6 protein-coding genes are annotated in these 21,447 nt (G+C 74.6%); 2 read left to right on the top strand and 4 right to left on the bottom strand.

The annotated features are described in order from the left end of the window. Positions 1-11: 11 nt before the first annotated feature. Both FHX78_RS34195 and FHX78_RS34190 read left to right on the top strand, forming a co-directional pair. A complete protein-coding gene (locus FHX78_RS34195; protein WP_145871216.1) occupies positions 12-1,709 on the top strand; it encodes an ABC transporter ATP-binding protein in 1,698 nt (565 codons plus the stop codon). Beyond that, positions 1,706-3,577 (top strand): ABC transporter ATP-binding protein, encoded by a 1,872-nt coding sequence (locus FHX78_RS34190; RefSeq protein ID WP_373313065.1) that lies wholly within the window; start codon positions 1,706-1,708, stop codon positions 3,575-3,577. Before FHX78_RS34195 ends, FHX78_RS34190 begins: the two co-directional genes overlap by 4 nt. 432 nt (positions 3,578-4,009) lie before the next feature. Here the strand turns inward: FHX78_RS34190 and FHX78_RS34185 are convergent, their stop codons facing one another. The 4 genes from FHX78_RS34185 to FHX78_RS34170 form a co-directional block, all read right to left on the bottom strand. After that, positions 4,010-4,219: an MbtH family protein gene (locus FHX78_RS34185; RefSeq protein ID WP_145871215.1), complete on the bottom strand. Its 210-nt coding sequence runs from the start codon at positions 4,217-4,219 to the stop codon at positions 4,010-4,012. Further along, the gene (locus tag FHX78_RS34180; RefSeq protein WP_145871214.1) at positions 4,216-18,507 is read right to left on the bottom strand and encodes a non-ribosomal peptide synthetase; all 14,292 of its coding nucleotides are present in this window, start codon (positions 18,505-18,507) and stop codon (positions 4,216-4,218) included. The genes FHX78_RS34185 and FHX78_RS34180 overlap by 4 nt, the downstream gene beginning before the upstream one ends. A gap of 185 nt (positions 18,508-18,692) precedes the next feature. Continuing rightward, a complete protein-coding gene (locus FHX78_RS34175; protein ID WP_229924060.1) occupies positions 18,693-19,748 on the bottom strand; it encodes an iron-siderophore ABC transporter substrate-binding protein in 1,056 nt (351 codons plus the stop codon). 110 nt (positions 19,749-19,858) lie between these two features. Further along, positions 19,859-21,208, bottom strand: a complete 1,350-nt coding sequence (locus FHX78_RS34170) for a lysine N(6)-hydroxylase/L-ornithine N(5)-oxygenase family protein (protein ID WP_145871213.1) — start codon at positions 21,206-21,208, stop codon at positions 19,859-19,861. Positions 21,209-21,447: the final 239 nt, after the last annotated feature.

The raw sequence follows: 21,447 nt of genomic DNA, 5'->3' as shown, positions 1-21,447 counted from the left end.
AGGTGCCGCACATGCCGGCTGGAGGACCGACCGGGGGGCACATCCTCCGTGGAGCGATCAGGGGCCGGCGGCGCAGTGTCGTCACGGCGTCGCTCCTCGGGATGGGGCACCAGACGTGCGAGGCACTGGTGCCCGTGGTCGTGGGCGTGATCATCGACGAGGCGGTGGCCAAGGGCTCGTCCGGCACGCTGCTGCGGCTGCTGGTGCTGCTCGGTGTCATCTTCCTGGTCCTGTCGACGTGTTACCGCGTGGGCGCCCGGATCACGGAGGCGGCGGGTGAGCAGGCCACGCACCGGCTCCGGCTCGACCTCGGCGCCCGGGTCCTGGACCCGCGCGGGGGCGCCGACGCCGACCGGCTCCCCGGCGCGCTGACCAGCATCGCCACCAACGACGCCCGGCGGGTGGGCGGGGCGGTCACCGTCCTGTCGTACGGGGCATCGGCGCTCGCCGCGCTCGCGGTCAGCGCGGTGGCGCTGCTGCGCATCTCCGTGCCGCTCGGCCTGCTCGTGCTGCTCGGCATCCCGCCGCTGCTGTGGCTGGGGCACCGGATCAGCGGGCCGCTGGAGCGTCGCAGCGAGACCGAGCAGGAGCGGGCCGCCCATGCCTCGGGGGTCGCCGCGGACCTGGTCGACGGGCTGCGGGTGCTGAAGGGGATGGGCGCCGAGTCGGCGGCCGTGTCACGGTACCGGCGGACCAGCCAGGACTCGCTGGCGGCGGCGTTGCGCGCCGCCCGCAGCCGGGCCGGGCACGAGGGGGCGGTGCTGGCGCTGACCGGTGTCTTCATCGCGGTCATCGCCATGGTGGGCGCGTATCTGGCGATGCGCGGCTCGATCAGCGTCGGTGAGCTGGTGGCGGCGGTGGGGCTGGCGCAGTTCCTGCTCGGCCCGTTCCAGCTGCTCACCTTCGTCAACGCCGAGTTCGCCCAGGGCCGCGCGTCCGCCCGGCGGATCGCCGAGGTGCTGGCCGCTCCCGCCGCCGTGGAGCCGGGTGACGCGGCGCTGCCCGAGCCGGTCGCCGGACGGCTGCGGCTGCGCGGCGTCACGCTCGGCGCGCTGCGCGGCATCGACCTCGATCTCGCGCCGGGGAGTCTCACGGGCGTGGTGAGCGGGGACCCGGCCGCGGCCCACGACCTGCTGCGCTGCCTGGCCCGGGAGACGGACCCGGCCGAAGGTGTGATCGAACTCGACGGCGTGCCTTTGACGGGCCTTCACCCCGACGACGTGCGCCGCGCCGTGCTGGTGGCCCCGCACGACGCGGACCTGTTCGAGACGAGTCTGCTGGACAACGTGCGCGGCGGGCCGGACACCGACCCGGCCGCGGTGGAGCCGGCGCTCACCGCCGCGGCGGCCGACGAGGTCGCCCGGCTGCTGCCCGACGGCGCGGACACGGTCCTCGCCGAGCGCGGCCGGTCCCTCTCCGGCGGCCAGCGGCAGCGGGTGGCGCTGGCCCGGGCGCTCGCCGCGGACCGGCCCGTGCTCGTCCTGCACGACCCGACCACCGCCGTGGACACGGTCACCGAGTCGCGGATCGCCGCCCGGCTGCGGGACCTGCGCCGGGACCGCACCACGGTCCTGGTCACCACCAGCCCCGCACTGCTCGCGGTGACCGACCGGGTGGTGGTGCTCGACGGCGGCACGGTGACCGCCGACGGGCGGCACGCCGAACTCGTGGCCGCCGACCCGGCCTACCGCGCGGCGGTGCTGGCATGACCTCCACGCACACCGGCGCCGACGACACCGGTCGGCGGAGCGACGACGCACCGATCGAGGAGACGATGAGCCGCACCGGCCCCGAGGAGCGTGCGCTCCTTCCGACCGCCACCGGCGCCGAGACACTGGCCGCGCTCCGCTCGATGCTGGGCGGGCACCGGCTCTCCGCGGTGACCGCGGTGGGTGTCCTGGTCGCCGGTACGGGCATCGGCCTGCTGACCGCGCCCCTGCTGGGACACGTCGTCGACCTGGTGGTGGAACGGCGCGGCACGGACGCGCTGATCGTGCCGATGGTGCTGCTCGTCGTGGTGGCCGTGGCGCGCGGCGCGGCCACGGCGGTCGGCAGCGCGCTCGTCGCCCGGCTGGGCGAGACGGTGCTCGCCGCGCTGCGCGAACGGTTCGTCGAGCGGGCGCTCGGGCTGCCGCTGGAACGGGTCGAGGAGGCCGGCTCCGGCGACCTGGTGTCCCGGGTGACCGGCGACGTCACGGTGATCGCCAAGTCGGTGCGGCAGGCCCTGCCGGAGTTCTCCCGCTCCGCGTTCACCATCGTGCTCACCCTGGTGGGCCTCGCCGTGCTCGACTGGCGGTTCCTGCTCGCCGCGTTGTGGGCGGTGCCCGTACAGGTGCTGGCCGTGCGCTGGTACCTGCGCCGGGCCGCCCCCGTGTACGCCGAGCACCGGGTGGCCACGGGCGCGCTCCAGCACCAGCTGCTCGACGGCGTCGGGGGGGTGCGGACCGTCCGCGCGTTCCGGCTGAACGGGCCGCAGCTGGACCTCATGGAGCGGCGTTCGCGCGCCGCCATGGACCTGGCGCTGCGCGGCATCCACGTCGTCACCGGGTTCTTCTCGCGGCTCAACCTCGCCGAGTTCATCGGTATGACGTCCGTCCTGGTCACCGGCTTCCTGCTGGTCGACGACGGGGCGGTGACCATCGGTACGGCGACCGCGGCCGCGCTGTACTTCCACAGTCTGTTCAACCCGGTCAACGCGGCGCTGTTCCTCCTCGACGACGTGCAGTCCGCGGGCGCGAGCCTCGCCCGGCTGGTCGGCGTGTCCGCCCTGGCCGCGCCGCCGGAGCCGGACGGGCGGGCCGTACCCGTGGACGGCTCGGTCAAGGTCTCCTCGCTCGACTACGCCTACGTGCCCGGCCATCCGGTGCTGCGGGACGTCGGCCTGGAGGTGAGCGGCGGGGAGCGGGTCGCGCTGGTGGGGTCCAGCGGGGCGGGCAAGACGACGCTGGCGAAGCTGATCGCGGGGGTGCACCGGCCGGCCGGCGGGTCGATCACGCTGGGCGGGGCCGACGCCCGCGAGCTGGGCCCCGCGGGGGTCCGCCGGGCGGTGACGCTCATCAGCCAGGAGGTCCACGTCTTCGCCGGTCCGCTCGCCGAGGACCTGCGGCTGGCCCGTCCCGAGGCGGACGACGACGCCCTGCGGGCCGCGCTGGACAAGGTGGGCGCGCTGGAGTGGGCCGAGGCGCTGCCCGACGGTCTGGACACGGTCGTGGGCGAGGGCGGGCACCGGCTGACGGTGACGCAGGCCCAGCATCTGGCGCTGGCCCGGCTGGTCCTCGCCGACCCGCCCATCGCCATCCTGGACGAGGCGACGGCCGACGCGGGCAGCGCGGGGGCGCGCGTCCTGGAGACGGCGGCGCTCAAGGCCCTGGAGGGGCGCACGGGTCTGCTGGTGGCGCACCGTCTGCCGCAGGCGGCGACCGCCGACCGGATCGTGGTCCTCGACGGGGGCCGAGTCGTGGAGACCGGCACGCACGAGGAACTGGTCGCGGCGGGCGGCCACTACGCCCAGCTGTGGGCCGCCTGGTCGCAAAGCCGCCCGGGGCCGACGGCCGGGGTGAAGGAGGACGGGGCGTAGGAGGGCGGCGGCCTCCGACGGGGCGTGGAGGCGTGGGGGCCCGGTAGCCCGGGGCAAAGGCGACAGGGCGTAGGGGGCCGGCCGCCCGGGTGGAGAGCGACGGGACGTAAAGGGGCGGCGGCCCCCGACGAGGCGTAGAGGTCCGGCAGCCGGGTGAATGCGACAGGGCGTAGAGGGGTGGCGGGCGGCCGGGGTACGGGCCGGCGCGGTGCGCGCGCCCGGGCGGACGCTCAGCGGCCGACCCGGCCGACCCGGCCGACCCGCCGACCCCGGCCAACCCCGCCGTCCTCCCGACCCCGGCCGTCCCGCCGAGCCGCCGCCCCGGTCGTCCTCCGTCCCCCGGGACGCGTCCGAAGCGGACCGGCCGTCCGCGGTGCGGTGGCACTCGTGGGCGGCCGGATCCGGGCGGGGCGCTTCGGCGCGCGGGGCGGCTCAGTCCTGGCGTGCCGCCAGGCTCGCGGGGCGCAGGTCGGTCCAGTGGGTTTCCACGTAGGCGAGGCAGGCTTCGCGGGTGTCCTCGCCGAACGCCGTCCGCCAGCCGGCCGGCACCTCCGCGAAGGACGGCCACAGCGAGTGCTGGTTCTCGTCGTTGACCAGGACCAGGAAGCGGCCCTGCGGGTCCTCGAACGGATTGGTCGTCATGCGTGCTCACTCCTCGTGGACGGGGTGGTGATCAGCTGGGAGAGGGGCTGTTCCGGATCGGCCGCCGCGGCGCGGAGCAGGGCGAGGAGCTCGTCGGCGAGCCGCCGTGCCGTGGCGGCTCCGAGCACCGCGGTGTCGTGGGTGATCGCGCAGTGCACCGGGCCGGTGTCGCGCGGCTCGTGGAAGCCGAGCGTCAGCTCCGCCCGTGCCGAGCCGGTGGGGACGGCCCGCAGTGAACCGAGTCCGCCCTCCAGCCGTTCCAGGTCGGCCTGTTCGTGGTGGACCACCATGACCTGTGGTCCCCCGGCGGGCAGCCCGGTCGCGCGGACCACCTCGTCGAACGGGACGTCCTGCCGGTCGAGTGCGCCGAGCGTCGTCTCCCGTACGCGGGCCAGCAGTTCGGAGAAGGTGGGGTCGCCCGCCGTGTCGGTGCGCAGCACGACCGTGTTGAGGAAGCAGCCGACGAGACCGTCGAGCCGGTCGTCGCCACGGCCGGCCACCATGGTGCCGATGGGCAGGTCGGTGCCCGCGCCGTGCGCGGTGAGCAGGGCGGCCAGGGCGGAGTGCAGCACCATGAACATGCTGGTGCCGGTGGCCCGGGCCAGCCGGTCCACGTCGGCGTGCAGCCGCTCGTCCAGGACGAAGGCGACCTGCCCGGCGTCGCGGCGGGCCGCTGCTCCGGGCCGGGGCCCGTCCGCCGGCAGGGCGAGCAGGGCCGGTACGTCGCTCAGCGTCCGGCGCCAGTAAGCGAGTTGCCGTCCTCCCCGGCTGTCCGGGTCGGTGAGGTCGCCGAGCGTGTCGTGGGCCCAGCGGGTGTAGTCGGCGTACGTCACCGGCAGCGGTTCCCACGCCGGTTCCCGGTCCGCGGTGCGGGCCGCGTACGCGGTGGACAGGTCGCGGAGCAGGGGCACCACCGACCATTCGTCGACGGCGAGGTAGTGCAGGGTCAGCAGGACCGCCTGGCGGCCGTCCGGCGCGGTGAGCAGCCGGGCCCGCAGGGGCGCCTCCCGCGTCAAGTCGGTCTCTGCGCCTGCCAGTTCGGCCAGGCGGCGGTCGAGGTCGGCGCAGTCCTCCACGGCCAGGACGGGAGCCTCGACCGCGTGCGGGAACACCGTGCCGTCGCGTTCGGTGAACGCCGTGCGCAGCGGCTGGTGGCGGGCGGTCACATCGGCCAGCGCGGCGGCGAGCGCGTCCGCGTCGAGGCCGCCCGGCGCGTGCAGCACCAGGGCGTGGTCGGGCCGCGGGTCGCGCCGGTGGGCGTTCCACTGCCACCGCTGGACCGGTGCGACCGGCCGGCCGGCGGCCACGGTCGCGCCGTCCCCGGCCGGGCGCAGGGCGGGCCGGGCCGCCGCGGCGCCGTCGAGCTTGGTGGCGAGGCCGGCGACGGTCAGCGCGTCGAAGACGTCCCGGATGCTCAGTTCCGCGCCGAACTCGGTACGGATCCGGCCCAGCAGGCGCATCGCCGCCATGGAGTGGCCGCCCAGCGCGAAGAAGTTGTCGTGGACGCCGACGCCGTCCAGCCGCAGGACCTCGCGGAACAGTCCGGCCAGCCGGGTCTGCGTCGGGGTGGCCGGGTGGGCGTCGCCGGTCATGGCGGACCAGTCCGGTGCGGGCAGTGCCCTGCGGTCCAGTTTGCCGTTCGGGGTGAGCGGCAGCGGGCCGTCGAGCGGTACGACGAGGGCCGGGACCATGTACTCGGGCAGCAGCCCGGCGACGTGGGCGCGCAGCGCCTGCGGGTCGGGGTCCGCGCCGCCCTCGGGCACGACGTAGCCGACGAGGCGCACGATGTCCCCGTCGCGGTCGGCGGTCACGGTGGCCTGGCCGACGGCCGGGTGTCCGGCGAGGGCCGCCTCGATCTCGCCGAGTTCGATGCGGAACCCGCGGATCTTGACCTGGGTGTCCACGCGGCCGAGGAAGTCGAGGTTGCCGTCCGCCCGCCAGCGGGCGCGGTCGCCGGTGCGGTACATGCGGGCGCCGGGCTCGCCGAACGGGTCGGCGACGAACCGCTCGGAGGTCAGCCCGGCCTTGCCGAGGTAGCCGCGCGCGAGGCCGCGCCCGGCCACGTACAGCTCCCCCGCCACGCCGGGCGGGACGGGCCGCAGGTGTGCGTCGAGCACGTAGCAGCGGGTGTTGGGGTCGGGGCGGCCGATGGGGACGCGCCCGGGCGGGCGGCTCCCGTGTTCGCGGGAGGGCCACAGGGTGGAGTTGACGGTGGCCTCGGTCAGTCCGTAGGCGCAGATCAGGTGGGCGGTGGTGCCGAAGCGTGCGAACAGGTCCGGCGGGACGGTCTCGGTGCCGACCAGGACGGTCGAGCCCTCGGGCAGCCGGCAGCCGGGCGGCAGGGCGGAGACCAGGGACGGCGGCAGGATCATGTGGGTGATCCGCTGGTCGGCGAGGAAGTCGGTGAGCGCCGGTCCGGCGACCCGTGCCTCCTCGGGGATCAGGACGAGCCGGCCGCCGTGGCACAGCGCCATCGCCACTTCGAAGACGAACACGTCGAAGCCGATGGAGGCGAACTGCAGCACCCTGCTGTCGGGGCGCAGTCCCATCCGGTCGACGGCGGTGGCGACCAGGCTGGAGATGCCCTCGTGGGAGACGACGACGCCCTTGGGCCGGCCCGTGGAACCGGAGGTGTAGATGACGTAGGCGGCCCGGTCGAGCGGGACGGGCCGGTGCTGCGGCGGGGTGCCGGGCAGCCGGTCGAGTGCGGTGACGGTCCCGGGGGCGTCGAGCAGCAGCACGGGGACGTCGGGCACGTCGGGGATCTTGCCGGCCACCGGCTCGCTGCCGACGACGAGGGCGGCGCCCGAGTCCTCGATCATGTAGGTGAGGCGGTCGGCGGGGTGCGCCAGGTCCAGCGGCAGGAACGCGGCGCCCAGTTTCAGCGCGGCGAGCACGGTGGCGATCATGTCGACCGAGCGGGGCACGGCCACGCCGACGACGCTCTCGGTCCCCACGCCGTGGGCGGCGAGGAGCCGTGCGATGCGGTCGGCCCGCGCGTCGAGCTGGGCGTACGTCACCGAGCGGGAGCGTTCGACGACGGCGACCGCGTCGGGCCGCTCGGCCAGCCGCCGGGCGAACTGGCCGGGCAGGGAGGTCTCCTCGACGTCCCGGGAGGTGTCGTTGAAGCGCTCCAGGACCAGTGCGCGTTCGCCGGCGGAGAGGATGTCCGCCCGGGAGACGGGCTGGTGGGGTGCGGCGGCCAGGGCGGTGACGAGCCGGCGCAGCCGCTCGCCGATCGCCTCGGCGGTGTCGTCGTCGTACAGCTCGGTGGCGTACTCCAGCCGGCAGCGCAGCGAGCCCGGTCCGCCGTCGCCCGCCTGGTGCTCGGTGAAGCTGAACACCAGGTCGAACTTGGCGGAGTTGACGCCGAAGGGCAGGTACTCGGCGGTGAGCCCGGGCAGTTCCAGTGCGTCGCCGGTGCGGACGTGGTGGCCGACCATCACCTGGAACAGCGGGTTGCGGGAGAGCGACCGGGTCGGGTTGATCGCCTCGACGACCGACTCGAACGGCACGTCCGCGTGGGAGAACGCGGCCAGGTCGCTCTCGCGGATCCGGGCCAGCAGTTCGGTGAACGTGGGGTCGCCGGTCAGGTCGGCGCGCAGCACCAGGGTGTTGACGAAGAAGCCCACCAGGTCGTCCAGGGCCTCGTCGGCGCGGCCGGCGATGGGCGCGCCGAGCGGGATGTCCGTCCCGGCGCCCAGGCGGTGCAGCAGGGTGGCGACGGCGGCGTGCACCACCATGAACATGCTGGCGCCGGTGTCCCGCGCGAGCCGCCGCAGGCCCTCGTGCACGGCGGTGTCGAAGTCGAGGTCGAGGGCGGCCCCGGTGAACGCCGGACGCGCCGGACGCGGCCGGTCGGCGGGCAGTTCGAGTTCCTCCGGGGCACCCGCCAACGTCTTCCGCCAGTACGTCAGTTGGCGTGCGGCCAGGCTGTCCGGGTCGGCGGGGTCGCCGAGCAGCCGCCGCTGCCACAGGGCGTAGTCGGCGTACTGGACGGGCAGCGGCGGCCAGTCGGGGGCCGTACCGGCGAGGCGGGCGCGGTAGGCGGTGGCGAGGTCCCGCAGGAACGGGCGGTCGGACCACTCGTCGGTGGTGATGTGGTGCAGCAGCAGCACGACCACGTGGTCCTCGGGTGACAGCTCCACCAGCGTGACGCGCAGCGGGAGTTCACGGGCGAGGTCGAACGGGCGGGCGACGGCGGCGTCGACGATGCCGGGCAGCTCGTCCTCGGCGGCCCGGACGTGCTCCACCGGCGGGTGGGCCCGGCCGGCGGGCAGCACGCGCTGGTACACCCGGCCGTCCCGCTCGGTGAACACGGTGCGCAGCGCCTCGTGCCGGGCCGTCACGTCGGCGAGGGCCGCGCTCCACGCCGTCCGGTCGAGCGGGCCGCGCACCCGTGTCACCAGCGGGAAGTTGTACGCGGCGGAGGTGCACTCGATCTGCTGGACCACCCACAGCCGCTGCTGGGCGTGGGACAGCGGCAGTTCGTCGGGGCGTTCGGTGGCGGTGAGCGCGGGGCGGGCGGGGGCGTCCGAGTGGGCGGTGCGGTGGGCCAGTTCGGCGACGGTGGGTGCCTCGAACAGGTCACGGATGGCGAGTTCGACGTCCAGGGCGGTGCGGGCGCGGCTGACCAGGCGGGTGGCCAGCAGGGAGTGCCCGCCGAGGTCGAAGAAGTCGCTGTCGACGCCGATGCCGTCCGCGGGCAGCCCGAGCACGTCCGCGAAGAGCGCCCGCAGTGTCTCCTCCCGGGGGGTGCGCGGGGGCCGGACGGTGCCCGTGGCGGTGAGGTCGGGGGCCGGCAGCGCCTTGACGTCGAGCTTGCCGTTGACGGTCAGCGGCAGGGTGTCCACCGGGACGAGGGCGGAGGGGACCATGTAGTCGGGCAGCCCCGCCTTCAGGTGCTCCCGCAGCCGCTGGGGCAGGTCCTCCCCCGCTGCCGCGCCCTCCTCCGGCACCACGTATCCGACCAGGCGTTTCGTCCCCGCGGACTGCGCCACGACCACGGCGGCGTGGGCGACCTCGGGGTGGCCGGACAGGGCGGCGGCGATCTCGGCCGGCTCGATGCGGTAGCCGCGGATCTTCACCTGGTCGTCGGTGCGGCCGAGGAAGTCCAGCAGCCCGTCCGGCCGTTGCCGCACCAGGTCACCGGTGCGGTACATGCGTTCGCCGGGCTCGCCGAACGGGTCGGCGACGAAGCGCTCCGCCGTCAGGCCGGGACGGTCGTGGTAGCCGCGGGCCAGTCCGGTGCCGGAGATGTACAGCTCGCCGGGGCAGCCGGGCGGGACCGGGCGGAGCATGGTGTCGAGGACGTGGGCGCGGGTGCCCCGGATGGGCAGGCCGACGGTCGGCGTGGCGCTGTCCGCGGTGGAGCCGCCCAGGGTGTTGATGGTGTACTCGGTGGGCCCGTACAGGTTGTAGCCGTAGGTGCCCTCCGTGCGGCGCAGCCGGGTCCACACCGTGTCGGAGACGGCCTCCCCGCCGAGCAGGACGAGGGCGGGCCGGTGCCTGGTGCCGCTGTCGTCGCGCTCCAGCAGGCCTTCCTCGATGAGCAGTTGGGCGTAGGTGGGGGTGACGTTGACGACGTCGACGCCGTGCCGGTCGCAGTAGGCCACCAGGGCCTCGGCGTCACGGCGCAGCTCCTCGTCGCAGACGTGCACCTCGTGGCCCTCGACGAGCCACAGCAGTTCCTCCCAGGACATGTCGAAGGCGAAGGACACGGTGTGCGCGATCCGCAGGCGCCGTCCCCCGGCGGAGGCGATGGCCGGGTCGAAGATCTCCCGCTGGTGGTTGAGCTGCATGTTGGTCAGCCCGCGGTAGGGGGTGACGACGCCCTTGGGCCGTCCGGTGGAGCCGGAGGTGTAGATGATGTACGCCGGGTGCTCCAGCCGGTCCGGGACGCCGCGGGCGAAGGCGGGCCGTTCGGCGTCGGTGACCGGGCCGTCCGGCAGCGCGGCCAGTTCGGCGGCCAGGGCGGGGTCGTCCAGCAGCAGTTCCGGCGCGAGGGGTGCGCCGCCGTCCCGCAGGGCGGGGGCGACGGAGGTGGTGGAGACCAGGCACAGCGGGCCGGTGTCGGCGACCATCAGGCGCAGCCGCTCGGCCGGGTGGTCGAGGTCCAGGGGCAGGTAGGCGGCGCCGGTGCGCAGCACCGCGAACAGGGCGGCGACCATGTCGAGGGAGCGGGGCAGGGCGAGCGCGACGGCCCGCTCCGGGCCCGCGCCCCGGGCCAGCAGCAGCCGGGCGAGCCGGTTGATGCGGGCGTCCAGTTCGGCGTAGGTGAGGGACTGTTCGCCGAAGACCACCGCCACCGCGTCGGGGGTGCGGGCGGTCTGGGCGGTGAGCAGGTCGGCGATGGTGTCGTCGGGCACGGGTGCGCGGGAGGCCGCCCGGGCGGCGGCCAGGGCGGCCCGCTCGGCCGGCAGCAGCAGGTCGACGCCCGCGGTCCGTGCGGCGTGGGCGTCCGGCGCGGCCAGGGCGTCGACCAGCCGCTCCAGTACGGTCGTGAACCGGTCCAGGATCACCGTCGCGGCGTCGGCGTCGAACAGGTCGGGCCGGGCGGCCAGGGTGACGCGCAGCCGCGTCTCGGGGGTGACGATCAGGGTGAGCGGGAAGTGGGTGCCGTCCACGTTGGACATGCCGGTGATGCCGTGCCGCTGCCGGAGCGCGGCGGCCCGCTCCTCGCCGTCGGCGGACCGCAGCACGAACAGCGTGTCGAACAGCCGGCGGTGCCCGGTCTCCTGTTGCAGCGTGCCGAGCCCCACGTACTCGTACGGCATGACGGCCGCGCGTTCCGACTGGGTCCTGCGCACCAGGTCGAGCACGGGTTCGGCGGGGTCGAAGGCGACGCGGGCCGGGACGGTGTTGAGGAACATGCCGATGATGCCGGCCGCGTCGGGGACGTCGGCGGGGCGTCCGGCGACGGCGGTGCCGAAGGCGACGTCGGCGCGGCCGGTCAGCGCCGAGAGGACCAGGGCCCAGGCGGTGTTGAGGACGGTGTTGGGGGTGAGTCCGTGCCGGCGGGCCGTGGTGCGCAGCCGGTCGCTCAGCGCGCGGCTCAGCGTCGTGTCGAAGTCGGCCGGGATGACCGGGCCGCCGTCGCGTCCGGCCGGGGCGACCAGGGTCGGTTCGTCGAACCCGGCGAGCGCCCGCCGCCACGCGGTCAGGGCCGCGCCGGTGTCCTGCCGGTCCAGCCAGGCCAGGTAGTCCCGGTAGGAGCCGGGGGCGGGCAGTCCGGTGGCGTCGCCGGCGCGCTCGTACAGCGTGAACAGTTCCTCCAGGAACAGCCAGGCGGACCAGCCGTCCCACACGATGAGGTGGTGGGTGACGACCAGCCGGTCCCGGCCGTCGGCGAGGTGGAGCAGGAGCAGGCGGGCGAGCGGCGGCGCGGTGAGGTCGAAGCGGCGGCGGCGGTCGGCCGCGAGGAGTTCCTCGGTGCGGGCCCGCTGTTCGTCGTCCGGCAGCGCGGAGAGGTCGTGCTCGACGAGGGGGATCTCGGCGTGTTCCGCGATGAACTGCACCGGGCGGGGCAGGCCGTCGCTGACGAATCCGGCGCGCAGACCGGCGTTGCGCTCCAGCAGCGACCGGCAGGCGGCGCGCAGCTGGCCGGCGTCCACGCGGTGGTCGAGGTCGAGGGTCTCCTGGGAGAGGTAGACGTCGAGGGTGTCGCCGGTGTCGTAGGTGGCGTGGAAGTACATGCCCTCCTGGAGCGGTGACAGGGGCCAGATGTCGGCGACCCCGCGGGGTCCTGCGGCGGACTCGACGCGGGCGGTCCCCTCCGCGTCGAGCACGGGTGCGGTGGGCGCGGCGGGCGGCTGCGGGGCCGGCGGGGTGTCGGCCGCCGTGGTGAGCTGGGCCAGCAGGGCGCGCAGGGCGGGGTCGACGGCGGCCCCGGACCGCTCCTGCTGGGCGAGTACGGCCCGCAGGGCCGCGGCGGCCTGTCCGGCCTCGCCGACCGGGACGGTCACGGCGGACGGTGCGCCCGCGGCGGCGGCGTCCGGGGCGGCCGGGGCGTCCGGGCCGGTGGTGAGGGGCGCGGCGACGGCGGCCAGTGCGGCCGGGGTGCGGCGCTCGAACACGTCGCGCGGGCCGAGGACGAGGCCGTGCTCCCTGGCCCGGGTGGCGACGGCGACGGAGGTGAGGCTGTCGCCGCCGAGGGTGAAGAAGTCGTCGTCGGGGCCGATCCCGGGCACACCGAGCACGGCCGTGAAGATCTCGCACAGCGCCCGCTCCCGCTCGTCGGCCGGGGCGCGTCCACCGGCGACGGGTGTGAGGGAGGGGGCGGGCAGCGCGTTGACGTCGAGTTTGCCGCTCGGCGTCAGCGGGAGCCCGTCGACGACCAGGACGGCGCCGGGCACCATCGGCGCGGGCAGCGCGTCCGCGAGGGCGGCGCGCAGCGCCCCGCCGTCCAGCGGGCCGGCGCCGGGCTCGGGCACGGCGTAGCCGGTGAGGGTGCCCTCGCGGACGGTCACGGCCGCCCGGGCGACGCCCGGCAGGTCCCGCAGCGCCGCCTCGATCTCGCCCGGTTCGACGCGGTTGCCGCGGATCTTGAGCTGACGGTCCGTGCGTCCCAGGTACTCGACGGCACCGTCGGCGCGGCGCCGGACCAGGTCACCGGTGCGGTACATCCGCTCGCCCGGCGCCCCGAACGGGTCGGCGACGAACCGCTCGGCGGTCAGTCCCGGACGGTCGTGGTAGGCGCGCGCCAACTGCACGCCGCTCAGGTGGAGTTCGCCGGGCACTCCGTCGGGCACCGGGCGCAGGAAGGCGTCCAGGACGTACAGCCCGGTGTTCCACACCGGCCGGCCGATCGGCACGGTGACCTCGCCGCCGCCCTCGTACGGGAAGTACGTCACGTCCACGGCGGCCTCGGTGGGGCCGTAGAGGTTGTGCAGCGGGACCGGGCCCCGGTCCGGACGGGCGGTGAGGTCGCGCCAGCGGGCCGCGTCCGTGCCAGGGAGCGCCTCGCCGCTGCAGAACACGCGGCGCAGGCTCGCCGCCCAGTCGGGTCCGCCGGCGCCCGTCTCCACCACGCGGAGGAAGGCGGCCAGCATCGACGGCACGAAGTGCAGCGTGGTGACGCGCCGGGTGCGGATCAGCTCGGCCAGGTAGGCCGGGTCACGGTGGCCGTCGGGGCGGGCGAGGACGACGGCGGCGCCCTCCAGCAGGGGCCAGAAGAACTCCCACACCGACACGTCGAAACTGGACGGCGTCTTCTGCAGCACGCGGTCGTCGACGGTGAGCCCGTAGGTGTCCTGCATCCAGGCGAGGCGGTTGACGACCGCCCGGTGGGTGACGACCACGCCCTTGGGGCGGCCGGTGGAACCGGAGGTGTAGATCAGGTAGGCCGGGTGGTCGGGGCCCGCGGGTCCGTGGGGTTCGGCGGGTTCGGCCGGGCCGGCCGGGGTGTCCTCTTCGGCGTCGACCGGCAGGTGCCGCAGGCCGGGCACCTCGGGCAGCCGTCCGGCGGCCGAGGCGGTGGTCACGACGGTGCGCGCCCCGGAGTCCCGGAGCATGAACGCGACCCGGTCCGGGGGGTAGTCCAGGTCGACGGGCAGATAGGCGGCGCCCGACTTGAGGACTCCGAGCAGCGCGACGACCAGTTCCGCCGACCGGGGCACGGCCACGGCGACGAACCGCTCCGGTCCCGCGCCGCCGGCCCGCAGCCGGCGCGCCAACGCCTCGGCGCGCCGGTCCAGTTCGGCGTAGGTGAGGGTGAAGTCGTCGAAGACGAGCGCCGTGGCGTCCGGGGTGCGCGCCGCCTGCTCCGCGAACAGGGAGGCGAGGGTGGCGGGGGGCACCGGGTGCGCGGTGTCGTCGGGTCCGGTCAGGCGCCGCCGCTCCGTCGGGGAGAGCAGGGTGGTGCGGGCGACCGTGCGGCCGGGGTCGGTCACCAGGGTGCGGGCGAGCGCGAGGAAGCGGTCGGCGATGTCGGTGACGGCGGGCCGGGCGAGCCGTGCCGCGTCGTGCTTGAACCGCAGTCGCAGCCCGCCGCCTGCCGGTTCGGCGATCAGCGCGAGGGGATAGTGCACGGTGTCGAACACCTCGGCGCGCGTGACGCGCAGCCCTTCCGCGGCCCGCTCGGACGTCGATGCGGCGGCCGGATCGGCGGCCGGGTCGGCGGCCGGGTGGTTCTCGAACACGACGAGTGTGTCGAAGAGTTCGCCGCCGCCCGCGGTGCGCTGGATGTCGGCGAGACCGAGGTGGTGGTGGTCGAGCAGGGCCGCCTGTTCGACCTGGAGGCGCCGCAGCATCCCGGTGAGGGTTTCGTCGGGCCGCGGGACGACGCGGGCCGGCACGGTGTTGATGAACAGGCCGACGGCACGGTCCAGGTCGGCGCCGCCGCCGCCCCGCCCGGAGACCGTGCTGCCGAACACCACGTCGTGGTGGCCGGTCAGACCGCCGAGCAGCAGCCCCCACAGGCCGTGGACGACGGTGCTGAGGGTGAGGCCGTGGGCGCGGGCGCAGGCGGTCAGGCCGGCGGTGAGTTCGTCGGGCAGCCGGAGGTCGAGGTGCTCGGGCCGGGCGGGCGCCGCTGCGCCGGCGGTCGCCGTGAGGGCGTCGGTGAGCCGGGTCGGTCCGGGCAGTCCGGCCAGCGCCCGCCGCCACGCGGCGCGTGCCGCGTCGCGGTCCCGGCCGGCCAGCCAGGCGAGGTGGGGACGCGGCGCGAAGGGCTCGGGCAGGGTCTCGTCCCGGTACGCGGCGAGCAGCTCGCGCCGCAGGACGGCGAGGGACCAGCCGTCGGCGACGATGTGGTGCAGGGTGAGCAGCAGCCGGTGGCGCCCGCCGTCCCTGATCAGGGTGGCGCGCAGCAGCGGGGGCCGTTCGAGGTCGAAGGGTTCGGTGCGGTCCGCCGCCAGGATGTCGTCCAGCGCGGTTGCGCCGGTGTCGGTCCGCGACCACGGCAGGGTCACCCGCTCGGGCAGCCGCTGGACGACGCTGCCGTCGGGCAGTTGGCGGAACGCGGCCCGCAGCAGCGGGTGCCGGTCGAGCAGCCGTTGCAGGGTCCGGCGCAGCCGGCCGGCGTCGACCGGGCCCTCCAGGTCCAGGAGTTGCTGGACGAGGTAGGGGTCGGCGGAGCCGGTGTCGTAGCGGGCGTGGAAGAAGAAGCCCTCCTGGAGCGGGGAGACCGGCAGGGCGTCGTCGTCCAGGTGCACCGCGGGCGCGGGCGTGGGGTCGGGCGTGGCCCGGACGGCGGTGCGGGCGAGCGCGGCCACGGTCCGCTGCCGGAAGACGTCGCGCGGCGTGAGCGCCAGTCCGGCCGCGCGGGCGCGGTTGACCAGGTGGATGGCGACGATGCTGTCGCCGCCCAGTTCGAAGAAGCTGTCGTGGACGCCGACCGAGGGCATGCCGAGGACGTCCGCGAACAGGGCGGCGAGGGTGGTCTCGGCGGGGGTGGCGGGCGCGTCCGCGCCGCTCAGGGCGGTCCACTCGGGGTCGGGCAGGGCGCGGCCGTCCAGCTTGCCGTTGGGCGTCAGCGGGAGCGGGCCGTCGATGACGACGACGGCGGACGGCACCATGAAGTCCGGCAGGACGTCGGTGACCTGCGCCCTCGCGGCGGTCACGGCGGCCTCGGCGTCCTCGGCGGCGGGGACGAGGTAGGCGACCAGGCGGGTGACGCCCCGGTGGTCCCGGCGCGGCAGGACCGCGGCCTGGGCGATGCCGGGGCAGGCCATGAAGGCGCTCTCGACCTCGCCGGGTTCGATCCGGTGACCGCGGATCTTCAGCTGGCCGTCGGCGCGGCCGAGGAACTCCAGGTTGCCGTCGGCGGCCCAGCGCACCCGGTCGCCGGTGCGGTACATGCGGGTGCCGGGCGCGCCGAACGGGTCGGCGACGAACCGTTCCGAGGTGAGCGCGGGCCTGCCGTGGTAGCCGCGGGCCAGTCCGCGCCCGGCCACGTACAGCTCGCCCTCGGCGCCCACGGGGACCGGGCGCAGCGCGGCGTCCAGGACGTAGGCGCGGGTGTTGGGGTCGGGGCGGCCGATGGGCGCGGGCCCCGGCCGGCCGGGTTCGGCGAGCCAGAGGGTGGAGTTGACGCTGGCCTCGGTGAGCCCGTAGGCGACGACGACCCGCAGCCGGCCGGCCCAGCGGGCGATCAGCTCACCGGGCACCGCCTCCGTGCCGACGACGAGGACGGCGCCGTCGGGGAGTTCGCAGTCCCGTGGCAGGGCGGAGACCAGCGAGGGCGGCAGGATCATGTGGGTGGCGCGGTGGGCGGCGATGTAGTCGGTGAGGGCGGGTCCGGCGACGCGGCGTTCGGCGGGGACGACAACGATCCGTCCGCCCACGCACAGCGACATGATCAGGTCCCAGACGGTCACGTCGAAGCCGACGGACGCGAACTGCACGACCCGGCTGTCCGGTCCGACGCCGATCCGGTCGGTCGCGGTGGCGATCAGGCTGCCGACGCCGTCGTGGGTGACGACGACGCCCTTGGGGCGGCCCGTGGAGCCGGAGGTGTAGATGACGTACGCGGCCCGGTCGAGGGGGACCGGCAGCGAGAGGTCCGACGCGTCCTGGGCGGCGCGCTCCTCGGTGGTGGCCGGATCGTCGAGCAGGACCCGGGTCGCGGCGGTGGCGGGGAGTTCGCCGGCCAGGGCGGACACGGTGACGACGGTGCGGGCGCCCGCGTCGGTCAGCATGTGGGCGATGCGTTCGCGCGGGTGGTCGGCGTCCAGCGGCAGGTAGGCGGCGCCGGTCTTGAGCACCGCGAGCAGGCAGACGACGAGTTCGGGTGAGCGCGGCAGGGCCACCGCGACGACGTCCTCGGCGCGCACGCCGCGCGTCACCAGCAGCCGGGCGAGCCGGTTGGCCTCGGCGTTCAGTTCGGCGTACGTCAGCTCCCGGTCCTCGAAGACGAGGGCGACGGCGTCGGGGGCGCTGCGGACCTGCCGTTCGAAGGCGGCGGGCCAGGTCAGTTCGGGCACCTCGCGCGGTGACACGCCGAAGTCCTCCAGCAGGGTGCGGCGTTCGGCGGCGTCGGTGAGGTCGATCCGGCCGAGGGGCCGGTGGAGGTCGTCGGTGAGGGCGTTCAGCAGGGCGAGGAAACGGCGTTCGTGGGCGCGCAGCGTGGCCTCGTCGCACAGGTCGGCGTCGGCGTCGAGGTGGACGCGGACGCCCTGTCCGTCCGCCGGCCGGGAGAAGGTGAAAGCCAGGTCGCCGACCGGGCCGAGCCACGCCGGGTGGAGTTCGGCGGTGTGGCCGGCGAAGGGCAGGTCGCCGGTGCCGGGGAGGATGTTGACCGTGGGTCCGACCAGTTCGACCACTCCGTCGGCCAGTCCGAGGTCCCGGGCCAGGTCCTCGGCCCGGTAGCGGCCGTGTTCGACGGCCTCGGCCACGATGTCCCGTACGTCGGCGGCGAGTTCGGCCCCGGTCGTGTGCGGGCGGACCGGTATCCGCAGGGGGACGACGTTGGACACCATGCCGGGCACGGTCGCCGTCGCGTCGTCGGGGCGGGCGGTGACGGGCAGGCCGAGGACGAGGTCGGGTGCGCCGCTGACCCGGTGCAGATAGGCGGCGACGGCGGCGATCAGCAGCCGGGAGCGCCGGACGCCGGCGCTGCGGGCGGCGGCGTCCAGCCGGGCGGTGACCTGGGTGTCGAGCAGGGTGGAGCGCCTCGACCGCCGTGTCATCGGCGTGGGCGCACGCTCCACCAGGCGTACGGGCTCGGGGCGGCCGGACATCCGGTCGAGCCAGTAGGCGCGGTCCGCGTCGTGCTGCCGGGAGGCGCGGTACGCCCGGTCGGCGGCGACGAGGCGGGCGAGCGAGCGGTCCTCGGGCCGGGGTGCCCGCTCGCCCGCCGAGTAGATCTCGCCGGCGCGGCGGGTGATGAGGGCGGCGCCCAGGCCGTCGACGACGATGTGGTGGTAGCGCTGGTACCAGAGCACGTGGTCGTCGGTGAGCCGGATGACGGCCTGGGCGAACAGCGGGCCGTCGGCGAGATCGACGGGCCGGCCGCGGTCGGCGTCCATCCACGCGGCGGCCGCCCGGTCCGGTTCGGGCTCGCCGCGCAGGTCGAGGACGTGTACGTCGACGGGGGCCCGCGCGATCGTCTGCCGCGGCCCGGAGTGGTCGGCGGTGACACGGACGTGCAGGGCCTCGGCCTCCTCGACGGCCCGGCGCACCGCGTCGGTCAGCCGCGCGTGGTCCACGGCGCCGCGCAGGGCGAGGACGAAGGCGAGGGTGTAGGCAGAGCTGTCCGGCTCGATCTGCTGGGCGAGCCAGATGCCGGACTGCCCGCCGGTCAGGGGCGTTCCGGCCTCGGTCGTCCGGTCCGACTCGGCGTCAAACATCGTAGGAGAGCCCTTCCCTGATGTGCGTCGGTGAGCAGTCGTGGGACGGTGGTTCGGCGGCGGGACGGGCGGCGGACGCGACGGTCCGCCGCCCGGCCCCGCCGGTGCGCGCCGGCCGGCCCCCGGACGGCCGGCGGCCGGTCCGCGGGCCTCGCCCGGCGGCCGTGATCAGGGCGGTCGGAGCCTTACTCGACGGCCGTGATCAACGGAGTGATCTCCTCGATCGCGTACGGGATCGACAGGACCGTGTTGAAGGAGAACGCCGCGCCGATGTCCGGGTCCTGGTAGGGGACGAACAGGTCCCGCTCGTCCTGGGTGACCTGGAGCTTCCGGTACAGCGGCTCCGCCTTGATGCGGTCGTTGGCGTCGGTGCTGGAGGTGACCCAGACCAGCCGGTCGACGTCGAGGATGTCGAGCTTCTCGGCGCTGAGTTCGGCCACGTTCCAGCCGGGCTTGGCCAGCTTGTCGATCTCGGGCTTGAGCTTGAAGCCGAGTTCCTTGAAGAAGATGGCCTTGGGGTCGGTCCTGGTGAACGCCGAGTACTTGCCGGCTTCGAAGCTGTCGGCGACGGCCAGGGTCAGACCGGCGAACTCGGGGTGCTCGTCACGGACCGCCTTGAACCGGTCGCCGATGTCCGAGATGAGCTTCTCGGCCTGTGCGTCCTTGCCGAGGGCCTTGCCGATCTGCCGGGTCATCGCCTCCCAGGGCGCCCCGTAGTCCGGGTACTCCTTGGGCTGGGCGACGACCTTGGTGAACTGGGAGAGCGTGTCGTACTGCTCCTTCTTCATGCCCGAGTACTGGGCGATGACCAGGTCGGGCCGCAGCTCCGCGATCTTCTCCATGTTGTACTCGTCGCGCTCACCGACGATCTCGGGGGTGTCGGAGCCCCAGGGCTCCTTGGTCCAGGGCCACTTGCCGTACGGCTTCTCCTTGAACCAGTCGACGGCACCGACCGGCTTGACGCCGAGCGCCAGCACCGCGTCCTGGTCCGACAGCCCGAGGGTGACGATCCGCTTCGGCTCCTTCTCGATGGTCGTGCTGCCGTACTTGTGCGCGACCGTGACCGGGAACGCGGCGGACTGCGTGTCCGCGTCGGCCGAGGACGAACCGTCCGTGTCGGAGGAGGAGTTGTCGGTCCCGCCCCCACAGGCGGTCAGAGCGAGGGCGGCGACGGTGGCCACCGCCATCCTCGTGACGAGTCTGGCGATCCGCGCCGGCGCGCGGCGTGTTCCAGTGGACACGTTGGTTCCTTTCACGGGTTTTCACAGGGGTGCCGCGCCTGCCGGGCTCGACGTCCCGGGCAGTGCGCGGCGGTGTGGGGGGCTGGGACCTTCGCGGATCGGTCTTCGGTCTATCGGGAGGTGCCGATGCCGTCCGTGAGGGGGCGGGGCGCGCCGGAGGAGGCGAGGCCCCGGTCGAGGAGGGAGTCCAGGATCTCGCCGACCCGGATCGCGATGTTGGACAGCAGGGACGAGGTGATGCCGTGGGTGTGTTCCGTGCCGCCCTGGAGGTAGATGCCGCAGCGCAGTTCGGGGCGGGCCGCCACGCGGTAGTCGCGTTCGACGCGGACGCGGCCCTCGTCGTCGCGGTGGCAGAGGGCGGCGGTCTCGCCCAGGAGGGCCAGGCCGTCGGCGGGGCGGTAGCCGGTGCCGTAGACGACGACGTCGGCGTCGAGCGTGGTCTGTTCGCCGGTGACGAGGGAGACGACGGTGGCGCGGACCGTGTCCGGTGTCTCGACGACTCCGGCGAGCCGGGACACGTTGTGGAAGCGGAGCCGCTCGGTGCCGAGCACCTTCTCCTGGTACACCCGCCGGTACAGGTCCTCAATGAGGTCCATGTCGACCACCGAGTAGTTGGTGTTCCCGTGGTAGTCCATCAGCTTGCGTTTGACGTCCTCGGGTGCGGTGAAGTACTCGTCCACCGCCTCGGGATCGAAGATGCGGTTGGCGAAGTTGCTGTCGTCGGCGGGGCTGTAGCCGTAGCGGGAGAAGACGGCGTGGACCTCGGCGTCGGGGAAGCGGCGGTGCAGGTAGGCCACGTTCTCGGCGGCGCTCTGGCCGGCGCCGACGACGACGAACCGTGAGGGGTTCGTGTCCTCCAGGGCGTCCACCTTGGTCAGCAGGTCGGAGTTGTGCCAGATGCGGTCGGAGCGTTCGACGCCGTCCGGCATGCGCGGACGCAGTCCGGTGCCGATGACCAGGTTGCGGGCCCGGTGCACCACGAGCCCGTCACCCGAGCGTGCCGTCACGTCCAGGTACTCCACCGTCCCGTCCCGCAGCACGGGTTCCACGGCGACGACCTCGTGGCCGTAGGAGACCATGTCGTCGACCTTCGCCGCCGCCCACTCGAAGTAGTCGTGGAACTCCCTGCGCAGCGGGAAGAAGTTCTTGTGGTTGACGAAGTCGATCAGGCGTCCCTTGCTCTGGAGGTAGCTCAGGAAGCTGTACTCGCTGGTCGGGTTGCGCAGGGTCACCAGGTCCTTGAGGAAGGACACCTGCATCGTCGCGTCGTCGATCAGCATGCCCCGGTGCCAGCCGAAGGCCGGCTGGCGCTCGAAGAAGTGGGCGGTGACCGCCTCCTGCCTGCCGACGCGTGCGTTGTGCTCGCTGAGCGCGATCGCCATGGCCACATTGGACGGCCCGAAGCCGATGCCTATGAGGTCGTGGACCAGAGGTGCGTCGCCAGGAAGAACCTGAGCCATGTCACTCCCATTCGTGCGGGCGGCCGGGGGCCCGGCCTCGGGAAGTACGGGAGGAAGGGCACGCCGAGCGGACAGCGGCCCACAAAACTTAGGGAAGCCTAAGCTTATGAGGCGAAGCTGTCGACAGGACAAAACGGTACAGTACGCGAGTTCGACCATCTGATGGATCATCAAAACCCCTCAGCGGGCGCCCCATTGCGGTGTTAGGTAAGCCTTGCTTTACTGACGGCGGCCAGTCC

The organism is Streptomyces capillispiralis, assembly GCF_007829875.1.
GTDB classification, from domain to species: Bacteria; Actinomycetota; Actinomycetes; order Streptomycetales; family Streptomycetaceae; genus Streptomyces; species Streptomyces capillispiralis.
Note: the sequence above shows the minus strand (reverse complement) of the source record. Positions and strands in the feature narration are given on the sequence as shown.

Excerpts from the sequence above, each read along its gene's own strand:
- FHX78_RS34195 (WP_145871216.1), top strand. The coding sequence starts at position 12 with ATGCCGGCTGGAGGACCGACCGGGGGGCACATCCTCCGTGGAGCGATC.
- FHX78_RS34190 (WP_373313065.1), top strand. The coding sequence starts at position 1,706 with ATGACCTCCACGCACACCGGCGCCGACGACACCGGTCGGCGGAGCGAC.
- FHX78_RS34185 (WP_145871215.1), bottom strand. The coding sequence starts at position 4,219 with ATGACGACCAATCCGTTCGAGGACCCGCAGGGCCGCTTCCTGGTCCTG.
- FHX78_RS34180 (WP_145871214.1), bottom strand. The coding sequence starts at position 18,507 with ATGTTTGACGCCGAGTCGGACCGGACGACCGAGGCCGGAACGCCCCTG.
- FHX78_RS34170 (WP_145871213.1), bottom strand. The coding sequence starts at position 21,208 with ATGGCTCAGGTTCTTCCTGGCGACGCACCTCTGGTCCACGACCTCATA.